Raw genomic sequence first — 14083 nt, 5'->3', positions numbered from 1 at the left:
CGGGATCCTCCTGAGATTCCACCATGCCGCCGGCCCCTTCATCGGTGGGCCGGGCCGGCACACTCGTCCCACCCAAGTCCGTCACGCCGCTCGGCACAAGGGTGCATAACGGGACGTTCCAGCTCGGTAGTCTCCACGCCCCGTCCGTTTCCGGGGGCTTTCCCCGGCGTTCCCGGGCCGGGAAACTCCGTTGCACCGCCTCACCAGCATCACCCAGGATTCCCTCATGAGCACGACGGGGGAGACCGCGCGGCGCGCGGGCACGGCGTCCACGGGGGTGGCGCCGTGAGCGCGCGCCTGCGGGGCATCGCACAGCAGACCGAGCAGATCGTGACGGCGGGGTCCTACCGCACGGCCGACGGGCGCGAGGTGCCGATCGGGGCGGCGGTCGAGAGGGCACGCGAGGGCACGCGGATGTACGGACCGGGGCCCGTGGAGGTGCCCCCGTCCACCCCGGTGCGGACGGTCTTCGAGGTCACCGGCGAGAGCAGCCTGGAGGCCGCCCACCGCCTCGGCGGCGAGGTCGCCGTACTGAACTTCGCCTCCGCCCGCAACCCCGGCGGTGGCTACCTGAACGGCGCCCAGGCCCAGGAGGAGGCCCTGTGCAGGGCCTCCGCGCTCTACACCTGCCTGCTGCGGGCCCGCGACTTCTACGACCACCACCGCGCCCACCGCGACCCGTTCTACACCGACCGCGTCATCCACTCACCCGCCGTGCCGGTCTTCCGCGACGACCGCGGACGGCTGCTGGACCGGCCGTTCACCGCCGGGTTCCTCACCGCCGCCGCGCCGAACGCGGGCGTGGTGCGGCGCAGCGCCCCGGAGCGGGCCGGCGAGCTGCGCGCCGCGCTGGCGGTGCGCGCCGAGCGGGTGCTGGAGACGGCGGCGGCCCAGAGGTACCGGCGGCTGGTGCTGGGTGCCTGGGGGTGCGGGGTGTTCCGCAACGACCCGGCCGACGTCGCGGGCGCGTTCCGGACCCTGCTCGGGCCCGGCGGACGGTTCGCGTCGGCCTTCGAGCAGGTGACGTTCGGCATCCTGGACCGCACGCCGGGCGGCACGGTCCGGGAGGCGTTCGTACGTGCCTTCCCCGAGGGCCGGTAGCGGACGGCGGCGAGGGCGTCGGCTCCAGCCGTGGTGCTCCCGCGGACGCTGCCGTGCGAGGTCGAACCGTGTCCGGTCCAGGGCACGGGCCTCGCGGCGCCGCCCTGTCGTGTCCCGGGGGCAGGCGGTCCTGCCGCCGAGTGGCAGCGGCCACCCCGAGCGGCAACCATGCAGCCAGGGACACCGAAGGGACGCGACGCACCCATGACCACGCCGAACGCGATCAACCGGCCGGGGAAGCACCTCCCGGGGAAGCACCTCCCGGGCACCGGCGACGACTTCGTCCCCAACGAGGTGATCGTCCGGGGCCGGACGGCCGCCGACGGCCCCGAACCGAGCCAGGACACCGTGTTCGGCTGCGCCGCATCCGGTTTCCCGGCCCTGGACGCGCGGGTCGTCGAAGGCCGACCACCCGCCGCGGGGATGCCCGGCCGGCCGTCCTGGACGGCGAAGCGGGGCGGCTCGCCCGAGGAGCGGCTCGACGTGCCGCACGCCCGGCCGGTGGAGGGCCTGTCCGGCGGCCGGGTCCGGAACTCCCCCCAGGAGTCCGGGTCCGGCCGGCCCGCCGCCGAACTCGCGCGGCGGACGCCGCACCCGATGCGCAGTGGTCAGGCCTGGCCGGACGGCCCGGTCCGCGCCGCCCGCGGAACGGTGGCCGGCTGACCACCGGACTCCACCGCCCCGGGGGCCGGATCACCGACCACCCACCGTACGAGCACAGAAAGCCGACGTCATGACCGACAAGCTCACCGTCAGTGTCCTGGGCACCGGCATCATGGGCGCCGCGATGGCCCGCAACCTCGCCCGCGCCGGACACACCGTCCGGGCCTGGAACCGCAGCCGGGACAAGGCCGAACCGCTGGCCACCGACGGTGCGCACATCGCCGGCGCCCCCGCGGAGGCCGTACGGGGCGCCGACGTCGTCCTCACCATGCTGTACGACGGCCCGGCCGCCCTCGACGTCATGCGGCAGGCCGTCCCCGGCCTCAGCCCCGGCACCGCGTGGGTGCAGTCGACCACGGCCGGCGTCGACGCGGTCGCCGACCTGGCCGCCTTCGCCCACGAACACGGCCTCGTCTTCTTCGACGCACCCGTCCTCGGCACCCGCGAGCCCGCCGAGTCCGGCCGGCTGCTGGTCCTGGCCGCGGGTCCGGCCGACGCGCGGGACGCGGTGGCGCCTGTCCTGGACGCCGTCGGCTCCCGCACGGTGTGGACCGGCGAGGACGGCGCCGCCGGCAGCGCCACCCGGCTGAAGCTGGTGGCCAACAGCTGGGTCCTCGCCGCCACCAACGCGGTCGGCGAGGTCCTGGCACTCTCCAAGGCACTGGGCGTGGACCCCGACGGCTTCTTCGACGCCATCGCCGGCGGCCCGCTCGACATGGGCTACCTGCGCGCCAAGGCCGGCCTGATCCGCGACGATGCCCTGATCCCGCCCCAGTTCGCCGTCACCACCGCCGCGAAGGACGCGCGGCTGATCGTGGAGGCCGGCGAGGCCAACGGCGTTCGCCTGGACATCGCCGCCGCCGGCGCCGAACGCCTGGAGCGCGCCGCCGCGCAGGGGCACGGCGGCGAGGACATGGCGGCGGCGTACTTCGCCAGCTTCGACGAGAAGGCGTCCGACTGACCGCGTCCGACTGACCACGTACGACTGACCGCGTCCGGGGTACCGGGTGAACGGGCGTCCCGAACACCGAACAGCCCCGGGAACACGCCAAGACCAAGGCAACGAGCCACGACTGAAGGAGTCCGCATGTCCAAGCCGCCGCTGCCGCCCGAGGCGGTCGAACTGCTGCGCCGCCCCAACCCGTGCGTCATGGCCACCCTCCGCTCGGACGGCGCCCCCGTCTCCACGCCCACCTGGTACCTGTGGGAGGACGACGGCCGCGTGCTGATCAACCTCGACGAGGGCCGGGTACGCCTGAAGCACCTCCGCCGCGACCCGCGCGTGAGCCTCACCGTGCTCGCGGGCGACGACTGGTACACGCACGTCACCCTCATCGGCCGCGTCGTCGAGACCCGCGACGACGAGGAGCTCACCGGCATCGACCGCCTCTCCACGCAGTACACGGGCAAGCCCTACCCGGACCGGGTCCGCGCCCGGGTCAGCGCCTGGATCGAGGTCGAGCGCTGGCACGGCTGGGGTGCGATGAAGGACAGCGATCAGGCGTCCACCTGAGCCCCGGTGGGCGGGACGCGCCGACGCGGGGCGCGCACCCGCCCTGAAGGCGGCGGCATGACCGGCGACGGGCGGCCTTCGGCCCTCGTCACCGGCCCGGCCTGCCGTCGGCGTTACTGGCCCACCCTTCCGTCGACGCACTCGCGCAACAGGTCGGCGTGCCCGCAGTGACGGGCGTACTCCTCGATCCGGTGCACCATCAACTCCCGGACCGAGCTTCCGTCCTTCCCCAGCCGCTCGCCCAGATCGGGATGTGCGGCCAGCGCGGCGTCCGTCGCGGCCTGCTCACGCTCCAGAGCCGCGTACGCGGCGTCGACCTCGGCCTGCTCCGCGACGACCCCGTCGAAGTCCCCGTCGTCCTCGCCGTACAGCATCGGCAGCGGATCTCCGTCGGTGATCCAGTTGCGCCAGTCCCGTTCCACCTCGGCGAGGTGCCGTATCAGGCCGAGCAGCGACATCGTCGACGGCGGGACCGACCGGCGGGCCAGTTGCTCCGGGTCCAGGCCCTCGCACTTCATCCGCAGGGTCATGCGGTAGCCCGTGAGGAAGTCCTCCAGCGTCGCGAGCTCGCCTTCCGGACCGGCACCGCCGCTGTGGCGGGGGTCGTGGTCCGGGTCGACCCACATGTCGGGGTAGGTGGTCGCCCGGGTCCATCGTGCGGGTTCGTCACTCATGCTTTCCCTGTTCGTCCGTGCGGGGCCGGACTCCCCGTGCACCCGCGGTGAAGTGACCCTCTAGTGCCGCAACAGGCAACGTTCGCCCCGTCGCGACGCCCGGCACGCACTCTCGCCGCACCGGCCGAAAGCCCGAGTACGTCCAGTACGAGGGCTTCCGGCCGGCACGCCGAGAGCACGCACCGGACGCCGCTCCTTACCGGGCAAACGTTGCCTGCCGCGGCACTAGGTGTATTGACCCCCGGTGGCGGCCACCGTGACGCCGAGCCCGATCATGGCCAGACCGCCCACCCCGCCGACCGCGGACAGCCGGCGCGGCGAACGCGCGAACCAGTCGCGCGCTCCGGCCGCGAGCAGCCCCCACAGGCTGTCGCAGGCCACCGCGACGAGGTTGAAGACCAGCCCGAGCAGCAGCATCTGCACGGCGGTCCCACCCTGGTCCCGGTCGACGAACTGCGGCAGCACGGCCGCGAAGAACACGACGGTCTTGGGGTTGGTCACGCCGACGGCGAACCCCTCCCAGAAGGTGCGCCGCCGACCGGCGTGCGCCTCGGCGTCACCGGCGAACGCGGCCCGCAGGGAGTCGCGTTCGCGCCACGCCCTGACTCCGAGGTGGACGAGGTAGGCGGCGCCCGCCAGTTTGAGGACGGTGAAGACGACGACCGAGCGCTCCACGACCGAGCCGACGCCCAGGGCGACGGCGACGACGAGGACGTACGCCCCGAGCGTGTTCCCCACCACCGTGGTGAGCGCGGCGCGACGGCCCCGCGCGAGTGCCCGCCCGATCACGAACAGCACGCTGGGGCCGGGGACCACGACGAGGAGGAACGACAGCGCCGCGAAGGCGAGCAGCCGGTCGGGGGACACCATGCCGTCATGCAAGCACGGGGCGGACGCCGCCTGCCACGGGATTTCTCCATGTGCCGGCACCTCGGAACGGGACCCTCGACAGCCCGGAGGGCCCCGTCTAGGATCCACGGCGCGGCATCGCGTGCCGGTCACCGTCCGGGTGAGGCATGGAGGCGCCGCGGAGATGCCCGTGGAGGCATTGACCCGTGTCAGTCGAGTTCAACCACACCATCGTCCTCTCCCGCGACCGGGAGAAGTCCGCCCACTTCCTCGCCGGAATCCTGGGGCTGGAGGTCGGCGAGCCGGCCGGAATGTTCCTGCCCGTGACGACCGCCAACGGCGTCACCCTCGATTTCGCCACCGTCGACATCGACATCCCCGTGCAGCACTACGCGTTCCTCGTCTCGGAGGACGAGTTCGACGCGGTCCTCGCCCGGCTCGTCGAGGGCGGCGTTCCCCTCCAGGCCGACCCGCACGGCCGGCATCCACGCCGGATCAACCGCAACGACGGCGGGCGGGGCGTGTACTTCGCCGACCCGTCCGGGCACGGCATGGAGGCCTTCACCCGCCCCTACGGCAGCGACCCGTCCTCGCCGCTGAACGGCGTCACGGAAGACGTCCCCGGGGCACGCTGACCGCCGAGGGGACCCGCACGGTCCCACGCCGTCGGAGGCTCGCGCCGGGCAGACCCACGGTCTGTGCGGCGCGGCCGTCCCCCGCCCGTCGTGCGCCGTGCCGGTACGCCTGTGCCCTGCGGCCTACCGGGTCAGCAGCTCTCGCAGCGCCCCGGCGACCTCCTCCGGAGCCTCCTCCGCCATGAAGTGCCCGCAGCCGACGGTGTCGTGCCGCAGGTCCGGCGCCCAGGCCCGCCACAGCGCGGCGGCGTCGTAGCCGAGAGCCGCGCCCCAGTCCTGCTGGAGGACGGTCACCGGCATCCGCAGCCGGTTGCCGCTGTCGCGGTCGGCCCGGTCGTGGTCCACGTCGATGCCGGCCGAGGCCCGGTAGTCGGCCACGATGGACGGCACCGCCTCGCGGGACGCCTTGAGATAGGCGGCGCGGACATCGGCGGGCAGGGCCTCGGGCGCCCGGGTCCAGACGTCGAGGAAGTGACCGAAGAACGCGTCCGGCGCGGCGCCGATCAGCTGCTCCGGCAACCCGGGCGGCTGCGCCATCAGGTACAGGTGGAAGCCCACGGCCGCCGTGGTGCCGTGCAGGACGTCCCACATGTCCAGGGTCGGCAGCACGTCCAGCGCGGCCAGATGCGTCACCGCGTCCGGGTGGTCGAGGCCGGCCCGGACCGCCACGAGGGCGCCCCGGTCGTGCCCGGCCAGCGCGAACCGCTCGTGCCCGAGCGCCCGGGCGAGGGCGACGACGTCGGCGGCCATGGTCCGCTTGGCGTAGGCGGTGCCGTCGGGGTCGGCCGGCTTGTCGCTGTCGCCGTAGCCGCGCAGGTCGGGGCAGATGACGGTGTGGTCGGCCGCGAGGTCGGCGGCGACATGCCGCCACATGAGGTGGGTCTGCGGGAAGCCGTGCAGCAGCACGATCGGGCTGCCGGAGCCGCCGACGGCCACGTGCAGCGCGACGCCGTCGGCCACCGTGACGCGGTCGTGGGTGAAGCCCGGGATGGCCGGTGTCATGGGGGTCGGTGTCATGAGGTTCTGTGCCTCTCCGTTGTCCTTGGTTTCTGCTCGCTCCGTCACCGGGGGGGGTGACGTTCTCGAGACTGCCGGGTGCGAATCAGCAACGGATCAGCACGCGTACCGTGGTGATCACGAGAGCGGTGCTGGATCGGAGCTGACGGAAGATGGACGCGGTCACGTTCGGTGTGCTCGGACCCGTCACGGCCGAGCGCGGCGGCGACGTGCTGGCCCTCAAGGGCCCCCGGCACCGTGCGGTGCTGGCCCGGCTGGTCCTGGCCCGGCGGCGGGTCGTCCCCGTCGCACGCCTGGTCGAGGACCTGTGGGACGTACCGCCGCCGCGGGCCGTGGGAGCGGTGCGCACCTTCGTCGGCGATCTGCGCCGTGCCCTGGAACCCGACCGCCCGCCGCGCGCCCCGGCCCGGCTGCTCGTCACCGACGGCCCCGGGTACGCCCTGCGCGCGGCGCCGGACGCCGTCGACGCGTGGCGTTTCGAGACGGCCGTCGCCCAGGCCGACCGACTCCCGGCCGCACAGGCCCCGGCCCGGCTCCAGGCGGCGCTGGGGGAGTGGCGCGGACCCGCGTACGCCGAGTTCGTCGGGGAGGAGTGGGTCCGCGCCGAGCGCTCGCGCCTCACCGAACTGCGGCTCCGCGCGGTCGAACGGCGGGCGGAACTCCTCGTGGACTTCGGCCGGGCCGCCGAGGCGGTCCCCGACCTGGACGCCCACCTGGCCGAGCACCCCTGGCGGGAGGAGGCCTGGCGGCTGCTGGCCCTGGCCCTGTACCGGACCGGACGCCAGGCGGACGCCCTCGCGGTGCTGCGCCGCGCCCGGGCCCTGCTGGCCGGGCGTCTGGGCGTCGACCCGGGACCCCGGCTGCGCCGCCTGGAGGCCGACATCCTCGCCCAGGACCCGGGTCTGGACCCGCCCGCCGAGCCGGCGGAGGCGGCGGCCCGGCTGTGGGCCAGGGCGACCGAGGCGTACGACCGCACGGTCGCCGCCGGAGCCCACGCCCGCCTGGAGTCGACCGTCGGCCTGCTGGCCAACCTCGCGGTCACCGGCGGCGGCGGTCTGGAGGCGGCCCGGGAGCACCGTATGACGGCGGTCGCGGCGGCCGAGGAGACGGGCGACGCGGAGCTGACGGCCCGGGTGATCGGCGCCTACGACGTCCCCGCCAACTGGACCCGCAGCGACGACCCCGAACTGGCCCGGCGGATCGTCGCGGCGGCCGAACGCACCCTCGCCGCCCTGCCGGACGGCACCACCGCCGACGCCGCCCGCTGCCGCCTGCTCGCCACCATCGCCCTGGAGTCCCGGGGCGTACGGTCGCCGCGCGGGCCGCGGGCGGCGGACGAGGCCGAGCGGATCGCCCGCCGTCTGGACGACCCCGCGCTGCTGGCGTTCGCCCTCAACGGCGCCTTCATGCAGTCCTGCACCACCGCCGGGCTCGCCGCGCGCCGCGACGCGATCGGCGCCGAACTCGTCGCCCTCTCGGCCCGGCACGGACTGACCGGCCACGAGGTGCTCGGTCATCTGATCCGCGTGCAGGCGCAAAGCGCCCTCGCCGACTTCACCACGGCCGACGAACACGCCGCCGCCGTCGACCGGTTGGCCGAGCGTTACGAACGACCGCTGGTGGCCGTCTTCACCGGGTGGTACCGGGCCCTGCGCCAGGCCGCCACCGGCAGCCCGTACGACCGCGCCGAGGCCGCCTACCGGTCCTGCGCCGCGAGGCTCGACGGCGCGGGCATGCCGGGATTGGAACGTGGTCTGCTGCCCCTCGCCCTGCTCGGTCTGCGCCTGGCCCGCGGACTGCCGGCGGACGTGGACCCGCGCGCGGACTGGGGGCCGTACCGTCCCTGGGCCGAACCGTTCGCCTTCCTCGCCGACGGCCGCGAAGCCGAGGCGCGCGGGGCTCTGCGGGCCCTGCCCGAACCGCCTCCCGACCTCCTGTACGAGGCCCTGTGCTGCGCCGAGGCCGCGCTCGCCCTCGCACTCGGCGACCGTACGGCCCTGGAGAGGACGTACGAACGCCTGCTGCCCGCGGCCGGTGAACTCGCGGGCGCGGGGAGCGGGTTGCTCACCTTCGGGCCGGTCGACGGCTGGCTCGCCGCGATCCGGCGGGCACGAGGTTCGTGAAGCGCACCGCCGGCCGTGGCTCCCACGGCTCCCGCGCCTCCTCGGGAGTACTCCTGCCAGGACGTCGCTGCCGGCCCGGCGCCGTCGGACCGCCATCGGCCGGCCCGCACGCGGCTGGGACGGCCAGGCCACGCACGGCGCCCTCGGGCCGCGGCGCGACCGACCGCGGGCGATCGCCGAGCCCCTGGTGGGAGGGTGCGGAGCGGTACCCGGCGCGGCGGTTTCGCCGACGCGTGCCGGGTACCCGACCGCCATGAAGTGGCGACAGGTGCAGGACGGTCCGTCCGCGGTGTACGTCGTGGTGCTCGACGCCGGCGAGGACGCGGTCGCCGAGATCACCGCCTTCGCACGCGACCGGTCGCTCGGGGCGTCCCAGGTGACCGCCGTGGGCGCCTTCTCGGAGGCGGTCGTCGGCTGGTTCGACCGGCAGGCCAAGGACTACCGGCACCTCCCGGTGGGCGAGCAGAGCGAGGTGCTGTCGCTCATCGGCGACATCGCCGTCGCCGACGACGGACCGACCCCCCACCTGCACGCCGTGCTGGGCCTCTCCGACGGCTCCACGCGCGGCGGCCACCTGCTGTCCGGCCGGGTGTGGCCGACGCTGGAGGTGGTCGTGCGGGACAGCCCCGCCGAACTGGCCAAGACCCACCGCCCCGACATCGGCCTGGCCCTGATCGACCTCGGCTGAGCCGGCCGCCGGAAAACGGTTTACCGGCCCGGGTGCGGGCTACGCGACCCGTACGGACCTTCGCACCGACACCCCGGGAGGCGCGACCATGACACGGCGCATCCGAGACGTGATGTCACCCGCCGCGGTGGCCGTCGAGCCCATGACCACGGTGGCGCGGGCGGCCCGGCTGATGCGCGAGGAGAACGTCGGCGACATCCTGGTGACCTACGACTGCGACCTGTTCGGTGTGCTCACCGACCGTGACATCGTGCTCCGCGGGGTCGCCGAAGGCCGCGACCCCGACGACACCACGGTCGGCTCGGTGTGCACGCCCCCGCCCGTCGTCACCCTGGAACCGGACGACACCACCGACCACGCCGCCGAGCTGATGCGACGCCACGCCGTCCGCCGGCTCCCGGTCGTCGAGCACGGTGGTGTCCCGGTCGGAGTGATCAGCCTCGGCGACCTCGCGGCCTGCGACGACCCGCACTCCGCCCTGGCGGACGTCAGCAGGGCCACCCCCGACCACTGACGAAGGAACGGCATGAGCGACCGACGCCCCCACGGGGCCACGGGACCCGCCCCCCGCGCGCGGTCCGGCGCGGTCGGCCGCCGCTTCCCGCGCACCGGCACCGAACCGGTCACGGCACGGAGCCCGCTGCGCATGCGCCTGCTGCTGTCGGCCGTCTTCCTGCCGCTGTTCCTCGCGGGAGCCGCCTTCTTCGGCGTGTGGGCCGCGGACGCCGGCCCCGGGGACAGTCCCGGGCGCGGCACCCTGGTGACCCTCGCCGCCGTGTGCGCGGCGTTCGCCCTGCTGGCCGCGGCCGACCTGATGGTGGTGACCCGCCGGCTGCGGCGCGAACGGGGCACCGGCGTCCCGCGCTGACCCGAGAGACCGAGAGGGGACGGAGGAAGCGACATGGCTCCCCCGGCACGAACATCCGCGGCGGGCACGGCGGGCACCCGTGACGACCGCCGCGCCACCACCCGCACCGCGCGGCTGCGCACCCGGATCCCCGAACCCGACGAGGAACCCGACCTGCTCGGCCAGTACCTGGCCCAGATCGGGGCCACCCCGCTGCTCACCGCCGAGGACGAGGTACGGCTGGCCCGGCGCATGGAGGCCGGAGTACGGGCCATGCGGGAGCTGGAGGCGGCCGACACCGGCGAGCCCGCCCCGACGCCCGAGCGGCACCGCGCGCTCGAGAAGACCGTCCACGACGGCCAGGCGGCCAAGGACCACATGGTGCGGGCCAACCTTCGGCTCGTGGTGTCGATGGCCAAGCGCCACGCCCACCGCGGACTGCCCCTCCTGGACGTCATCCAGGAGGGCAACCTCGGACTGATCCGGGCCGTGGAGAAGTTCGACCACACCAAGGGCTTCAAGTTCTCCACGTACGCCACCTGGTGGATCCGCCAGGCCATCGAGCGGGGCCTGGCGACCCACGCGCGCACCGTACGGCTGCCGGTGCACGTCGTGGAGCAGCTGCACAAGCTCGCCAAGGTCGAACGGAGTCTGCGCGCGAGCCTCGACCGCGAGCCGACCGCCGACGAGGTGGCCTCCGAGAGCGGCATCGACAGGGACAAGGTCGTCTGGCTGCGCCGGGTCGGACGGGACGCGGTCAGCCTGGACACCCCGGTGGACGACACCGGCGAGACCGTCGTCGGCGACCTCATCCCCGACACCGAGGTGCTGCAGGCCCCGGAGGTGGCCGAGTTCCAGGCGCTCGCGGCGGAACTGCGCGAGGCCGTCGGAACGCTCGCGCCCCGCGAGGCCCTGATCCTCAGCCTGCGCTACGGCCTGCACGACGGCCGCCCCCGCACCCTGCACCAGGTGGCCGAGCACGTGGGCCTGACCCGCGAGCGCGTCCGCCAGCTGGAGAAGGCGTCGCTCGCCCACCTCCGCGCTCCCGAGACCCGGGACCGCCTGCTGGACTGGGCGAGCTGACCTCAGCCGAACCGGGCGGGCCGACCTCAGCCGTCCCCCATCCGCAACCGGGCCCCCTGCCGCAGCAGTTCGCGCTGGACCAGGCGGTAGGGCAGGCCGCGCGGCCCGCGCCCGTGCCGGACGGTCAGCGCGGCGCACACGCCCGCCGCCTGGCCGGTCGCCATGGCGATGGGCATGACCCGGTACGACGAGTGCGCCACGTGCGTCCCGGAGATGCAGCGCCCGGCGACCAGCAGCCGTTCGGTGTCCCGGGGCACCAGACAGCGCAGCGGGATGTCGTAGAAGCTGCCCCGCGGCACCCGTTTGAGGACGGTGCCGGAGCCGCGCGGGTTGTGGATGTCGACCGGGTAGGCGCCGTGCGCGACGACGTCCGGAAAGGTGCGCGCGGCCAGGATGTCGTGGCCGGTCAGCTGGTAGTCGCCGAGGACGCGCCGGCTCTCCCGCACCCCGATGTGCGTGCCGCTCTGCACCACGTACGACTCCTCGAAACCGGGCACGCGGGTGCGCAGGAAGCGGTCGATCTGGGCCAGCTGGCGCCGGGCCGTGTACTCGGCGCGGGTGAGGTCCCACACGCTGGTGCCGAGCACCCGGTTCACCCGGGTGCTGTTGACCGCGACCTCACGCGGATGCGGGGTGGCGAAGAGGAGGACGTCCTCGCGTGGCAGCCGCAGCTCCCCGGCCGCCCTGGCCTCCTCGATCAGGTCCCACAGACCGTGCACGCCACGCCACTGGTCGGGATGGGCCCGCACGTAGTCGGCGAAGTCGGGCCGCGCGAAGTCCGCGACGCGGAACATCAGCGTCATGGGCTGCACCAGCCCGTCCTCGGGCCGGCCGATCTCGTAGGGCGCCCCGCAGGACGTCGCGACGTCACCGTCGCCCGTGCCGTCCACGACCACTCCGGCGTCGATCACCACCGGCCCCGACTTGGTCTCGAACACCACGCGCCAGCCGGAGCCGTCGTCGAGGGGCAGCGCGCCGGAGGCGAAGGCGTGGAACAGCATCCGCACCCCCGACTCGTCCATCATCTCGAGCAGGGCCAGCTTGAAGAGCTCCGGGTCGAAGGGGACCGTGTACCCGGTCTTCGGGGAGGGCGGGAGGCAGCCGCCGCGCCCCATGAGCCGGTCGAGCAGCTGCCACAGCACCCCGGCGACCACCGGTTCGCCCTCGCCGTGGTCGGTGGGCAGCAGCCGCGAGGTGTCCCCGGACTCGGTGAACGCGGCCTGCTTGTGCTCGTTGTGGAACGACATCAGCGGCATCACCAGCGCGACGGTCGCGTTGCCGCCGAGGAACCCGTACCGCTCCGCCAGCACGACGTCGGCCCCGGCGTCGGCCGCGCCGACCGCGGCGGCGAATCCCGAGGGGCCGCCGCCCACCACCAGGACGTCGCAGCGGCCCCCGTGCCGGGCGGGCCGCGGGGGCAGGGTGACCGTGCGGGGCTCGCGGGGCTCTTCCAGGATCGGCATCGCTCTCCTCGCAGGTCGGGCGTGCGACTGGGCAGGTGGCCGGCCCGGGGGACGGGCGGCGGCCGTCGGGGGTCAGGCGTGCAACGGGCGCGGATCGGAGACGTGCGGCCGCTGCCCCGCGGCCGCCTGTGCCGCTGGTCCGTCGCCGATCGCGTCGAGCAGCAGGCCGCAGCGCACGCACGTCTCCCGGGCCGCCGCGGACAGCTCCCGGATCCGGGACCGGAGGTCGTCGCGGCGCTGCGGATACTCGTCCCAGAGCCGGTCCACCTCCGCCAGCAGCAGTCCAGCCTGCTCCCGTGCCACGCCCACCAGGGCCGGCGCGCCCAGCCGGCGCGCGAAGTCGAAGACCTTGCCGGAGTAGGGCAGCGGCAGGACCGGCACCCCGGTGAGCGCCGCGAAGATCACGAAGTGCAGCCGCATGCCGACGGCCAGGTCCAGGTGGCGCATGAAGCCGAGGACCTGGCCCGGGCTGTAGTCGCCGTGCAGGATCCGGCCCTTGTCCGGCGCGGTCATGTGGGACAGCACGGCGTGCGCGTGCCGTACGTCGTGCCGCTCCATCGGCAGGAACACCACGTGCGCGTCCAGCCGCCGCACGAGGAAGTCCGCGACGTCGGCGAGCAGCGCGTGGTAGTCGCCCTCGTCCAGCTTCTCGGCGGCCCGGCCCGGTTCCCGTACCGACATCCCCACCAGCCGGGCGCCGGCCGGTATGCCCTCGTCGCGCATCATGGCCTCGGTGAACGGCTCGGGCCGCAGCAGCAGGGCCGGGTCGGCGGTGACCGCGACCTCGCGTTCCAGGCCGACCTCCTCCAGGACCAGCCGGGACTCCTCGTCCCGCACCACGACCTCGTCCATCTCCGCCAGCACGGTGCGCACCGCGTCCCGGTCCTCGGCGTCCCGCAGCGGCCCGGCGCCGACGGCGTAGGCGAAGGTGGGCACGTCGCGGGTCTGCGCGGCGCGCACCAGCCGCAGATAGCGCCGCGCCTCGCCGTCGTAGAGGATGCCGCCGCCGCCCAGCACCAGCAGGTCCAGGCCGGGCAGCACGTCCAGGACGTGGTTGCGGGTGACGCCCTCCCAGGGCACCACCTCGTCGGCGTCGGGGTGATGGACGCGGGTGTGCTCCGCGTTGCGGCTCAGGACGACGAGGTGGGCGTCGGGCCGCTGGGCGCGCAGACAGCTCAGTACACAGGTCAGGATCGCCTCGTCACCGGTGTTGAAGCCGCCGTACGAACCGAGCACGCCGATACGCGGGCCCGGCCGGGCGAGGTGCGGATGCGAGGGGGCAGTGGTCATCCGGGGGCTCCCGTCACGTCGGAGTCGGCCGGCCCGCCGGCCGCGCACGGTGCCGGGTTGCCTGCGCGGCCCCTCGGAAACACTCCGGCCGGGAACGGGTACGCGCTTCCGTCCCCCACCTGCGGGAAAGGAGCTCC

At 74.6% G+C, this 14083-nt stretch carries 15 protein-coding genes; 10 read left to right on the top strand and 5 right to left on the bottom strand.

The window, feature by feature from the left end:
* Window positions 1-285: 285 nt before the first annotated feature.
* The 4 genes from RM812_RS31405 to RM812_RS31390 all read left to right on the top strand — a co-directional run bounded on the left by RM812_RS31405 (window position 286) and on the right by RM812_RS31390 (window position 3277).
* Entirely contained in the window at window positions 286-1101 is an 816-nt protein-coding gene (locus tag RM812_RS31405; RefSeq protein WP_311580128.1) for a TIGR02452 family protein, read from the top strand.
* Window positions 1102-1305: 204 nt separating this feature from the next.
* Window positions 1306-1764, top strand: coding sequence for an SRPBCC domain-containing protein (locus tag RM812_RS31400; RefSeq protein ID WP_311580124.1), 459 nt, complete (start codon window positions 1306-1308; stop codon window positions 1762-1764).
* A gap of 70 nt (window positions 1765-1834) precedes the next feature.
* Window positions 1835-2725, top strand: coding sequence for an NAD(P)-dependent oxidoreductase (locus RM812_RS31395; RefSeq protein ID WP_311580122.1), 891 nt, complete (start codon window positions 1835-1837; stop codon window positions 2723-2725).
* Between the two features lie 126 nt (window positions 2726-2851).
* Window positions 2852-3277 carry a PPOX class F420-dependent oxidoreductase gene (locus RM812_RS31390; protein ID WP_311580119.1) on the top strand — a complete coding sequence of 142 codons (426 nt, stop codon included), beginning with the start codon at window positions 2852-2854 and terminating at the stop codon, window positions 3275-3277.
* A gap of 113 nt (window positions 3278-3390) precedes the next feature.
* On the opposite strand, the gene RM812_RS31385 is transcribed toward RM812_RS31390, so the two are convergent.
* Together RM812_RS31385 and RM812_RS31380 are read right to left on the bottom strand one after the other, a co-directional pair.
* Window positions 3391-3951 carry a DinB family protein gene (locus RM812_RS31385; RefSeq protein WP_311580116.1) on the bottom strand — a complete coding sequence of 187 codons (561 nt, stop codon included), beginning with the start codon at window positions 3949-3951 and terminating at the stop codon, window positions 3391-3393.
* Window positions 3952-4176: 225 nt separating this feature from the next.
* Entirely contained in the window at window positions 4177-4821 is a 645-nt protein-coding gene (locus RM812_RS31380; protein ID WP_311580114.1) for a LysE family translocator, read from the bottom strand.
* A gap of 185 nt (window positions 4822-5006) precedes the next feature.
* On the opposite strand from RM812_RS31380, the gene RM812_RS31375 reads away from it, so the two are divergent.
* On the top strand, window positions 5007-5435 hold the full coding sequence (locus RM812_RS31375; protein WP_311580111.1) for a VOC family protein: 429 nt from the start codon (window positions 5007-5009) through the stop codon (window positions 5433-5435).
* Between the two features lie 123 nt (window positions 5436-5558).
* Here RM812_RS31375 and RM812_RS31370 read toward each other — a convergent pair whose 3' ends face one another.
* A complete protein-coding gene (locus tag RM812_RS31370) occupies window positions 5559-6437 on the bottom strand; it encodes an alpha/beta fold hydrolase (protein ID WP_311580109.1) in 879 nt (292 codons plus the stop codon).
* A 167-nt stretch (window positions 6438-6604) separates the two neighbouring features.
* Between RM812_RS31370 and RM812_RS31365 the strand changes: the two genes are divergently transcribed.
* The 5 genes from RM812_RS31365 (at window position 6605) to RM812_RS31345 (ending at window position 11193) form a co-directional block, all read left to right on the top strand.
* Complete coding sequence (locus RM812_RS31365) at window positions 6605-8575, top strand: BTAD domain-containing putative transcriptional regulator (protein ID WP_311580105.1); 1971 nt, start codon at window positions 6605-6607, stop codon at window positions 8573-8575.
* A 253-nt stretch (window positions 8576-8828) separates the two neighbouring features.
* The gene (locus RM812_RS31360; protein ID WP_311580102.1) at window positions 8829-9263 is read left to right on the top strand and encodes a PPC domain-containing DNA-binding protein; all 435 of its coding nucleotides are present in this window, start codon (window positions 8829-8831) and stop codon (window positions 9261-9263) included.
* 88 nt (window positions 9264-9351) lie between these two features.
* Entirely contained in the window at window positions 9352-9777 is a 426-nt protein-coding gene (locus tag RM812_RS31355; protein ID WP_311580099.1) for a CBS domain-containing protein, read from the top strand.
* A gap of 12 nt (window positions 9778-9789) precedes the next feature.
* Entirely contained in the window at window positions 9790-10131 is a 342-nt protein-coding gene (locus RM812_RS31350) for a DUF6343 family protein (protein ID WP_311580096.1), read from the top strand.
* Window positions 10132-10164: 33 nt separating this feature from the next.
* Entirely contained in the window at window positions 10165-11193 is a 1029-nt protein-coding gene (locus RM812_RS31345) for a sigma-70 family RNA polymerase sigma factor (RefSeq protein ID WP_311580094.1), read from the top strand.
* A 26-nt stretch (window positions 11194-11219) separates the two neighbouring features.
* Here the strand turns inward: RM812_RS31345 and RM812_RS31340 are convergent, their stop codons facing one another.
* The gene (locus RM812_RS31340) at window positions 11220-12656 is read right to left on the bottom strand and encodes an FAD-dependent oxidoreductase (protein WP_311580091.1); all 1437 of its coding nucleotides are present in this window, start codon (window positions 12654-12656) and stop codon (window positions 11220-11222) included.
* Window positions 12657-12728: 72 nt separating this feature from the next.
* Complete coding sequence (locus RM812_RS31335; RefSeq protein WP_311580088.1) at window positions 12729-13946, bottom strand: polysaccharide pyruvyl transferase family protein; 1218 nt, start codon at window positions 13944-13946, stop codon at window positions 12729-12731.
* Window positions 13947-14083 lie beyond the last annotated feature (137 nt).

The sequence above is a fragment of the Streptomyces lancefieldiae genome, from assembly GCF_031845825.1.
In the GTDB taxonomy this organism is placed as follows: Bacteria; Actinomycetota; Actinomycetes; order Streptomycetales; family Streptomycetaceae; genus Streptomyces; species Streptomyces lancefieldiae.
Note: the sequence above shows the minus strand (reverse complement) of the source record. Positions and strands in the feature narration are given on the sequence as shown.

Bases quoted from the DNA above. Each gene is read 5' to 3' on its own strand.
- RM812_RS31400 (WP_311580124.1), top strand. From the start codon at position 1,306: ATGACCACGCCGAACGCGATCAACCGGCCGGGGAAGCACCTCCCGGGG.
- RM812_RS31395 (WP_311580122.1), top strand. From the start codon at position 1,835: ATGACCGACAAGCTCACCGTCAGTGTCCTGGGCACCGGCATCATGGGC.
- RM812_RS31390 (WP_311580119.1), top strand. From the start codon at position 2,852: ATGTCCAAGCCGCCGCTGCCGCCCGAGGCGGTCGAACTGCTGCGCCGC.
- RM812_RS31385 (WP_311580116.1), bottom strand. From the start codon at position 3,951: ATGAGTGACGAACCCGCACGATGGACCCGGGCGACCACCTACCCCGAC.
- RM812_RS31380 (WP_311580114.1), bottom strand. From the start codon at position 4,821: ATGGTGTCCCCCGACCGGCTGCTCGCCTTCGCGGCGCTGTCGTTCCTC.
- RM812_RS31370 (WP_311580109.1), bottom strand. From the start codon at position 6,437: ATGACACCGGCCATCCCGGGCTTCACCCACGACCGCGTCACGGTGGCC.
- RM812_RS31365 (WP_311580105.1), top strand. From the start codon at position 6,605: ATGGACGCGGTCACGTTCGGTGTGCTCGGACCCGTCACGGCCGAGCGC.
- RM812_RS31360 (WP_311580102.1), top strand. From the start codon at position 8,829: ATGAAGTGGCGACAGGTGCAGGACGGTCCGTCCGCGGTGTACGTCGTG.
- RM812_RS31355 (WP_311580099.1), top strand. From the start codon at position 9,352: ATGACACGGCGCATCCGAGACGTGATGTCACCCGCCGCGGTGGCCGTC.
- RM812_RS31350 (WP_311580096.1), top strand. From the start codon at position 9,790: ATGAGCGACCGACGCCCCCACGGGGCCACGGGACCCGCCCCCCGCGCG.
- RM812_RS31345 (WP_311580094.1), top strand. From the start codon at position 10,165: ATGGCTCCCCCGGCACGAACATCCGCGGCGGGCACGGCGGGCACCCGT.
- RM812_RS31340 (WP_311580091.1), bottom strand. From the start codon at position 12,656: ATGCCGATCCTGGAAGAGCCCCGCGAGCCCCGCACGGTCACCCTGCCC.
- RM812_RS31335 (WP_311580088.1), bottom strand. From the start codon at position 13,946: ATGACCACTGCCCCCTCGCATCCGCACCTCGCCCGGCCGGGCCCGCGT.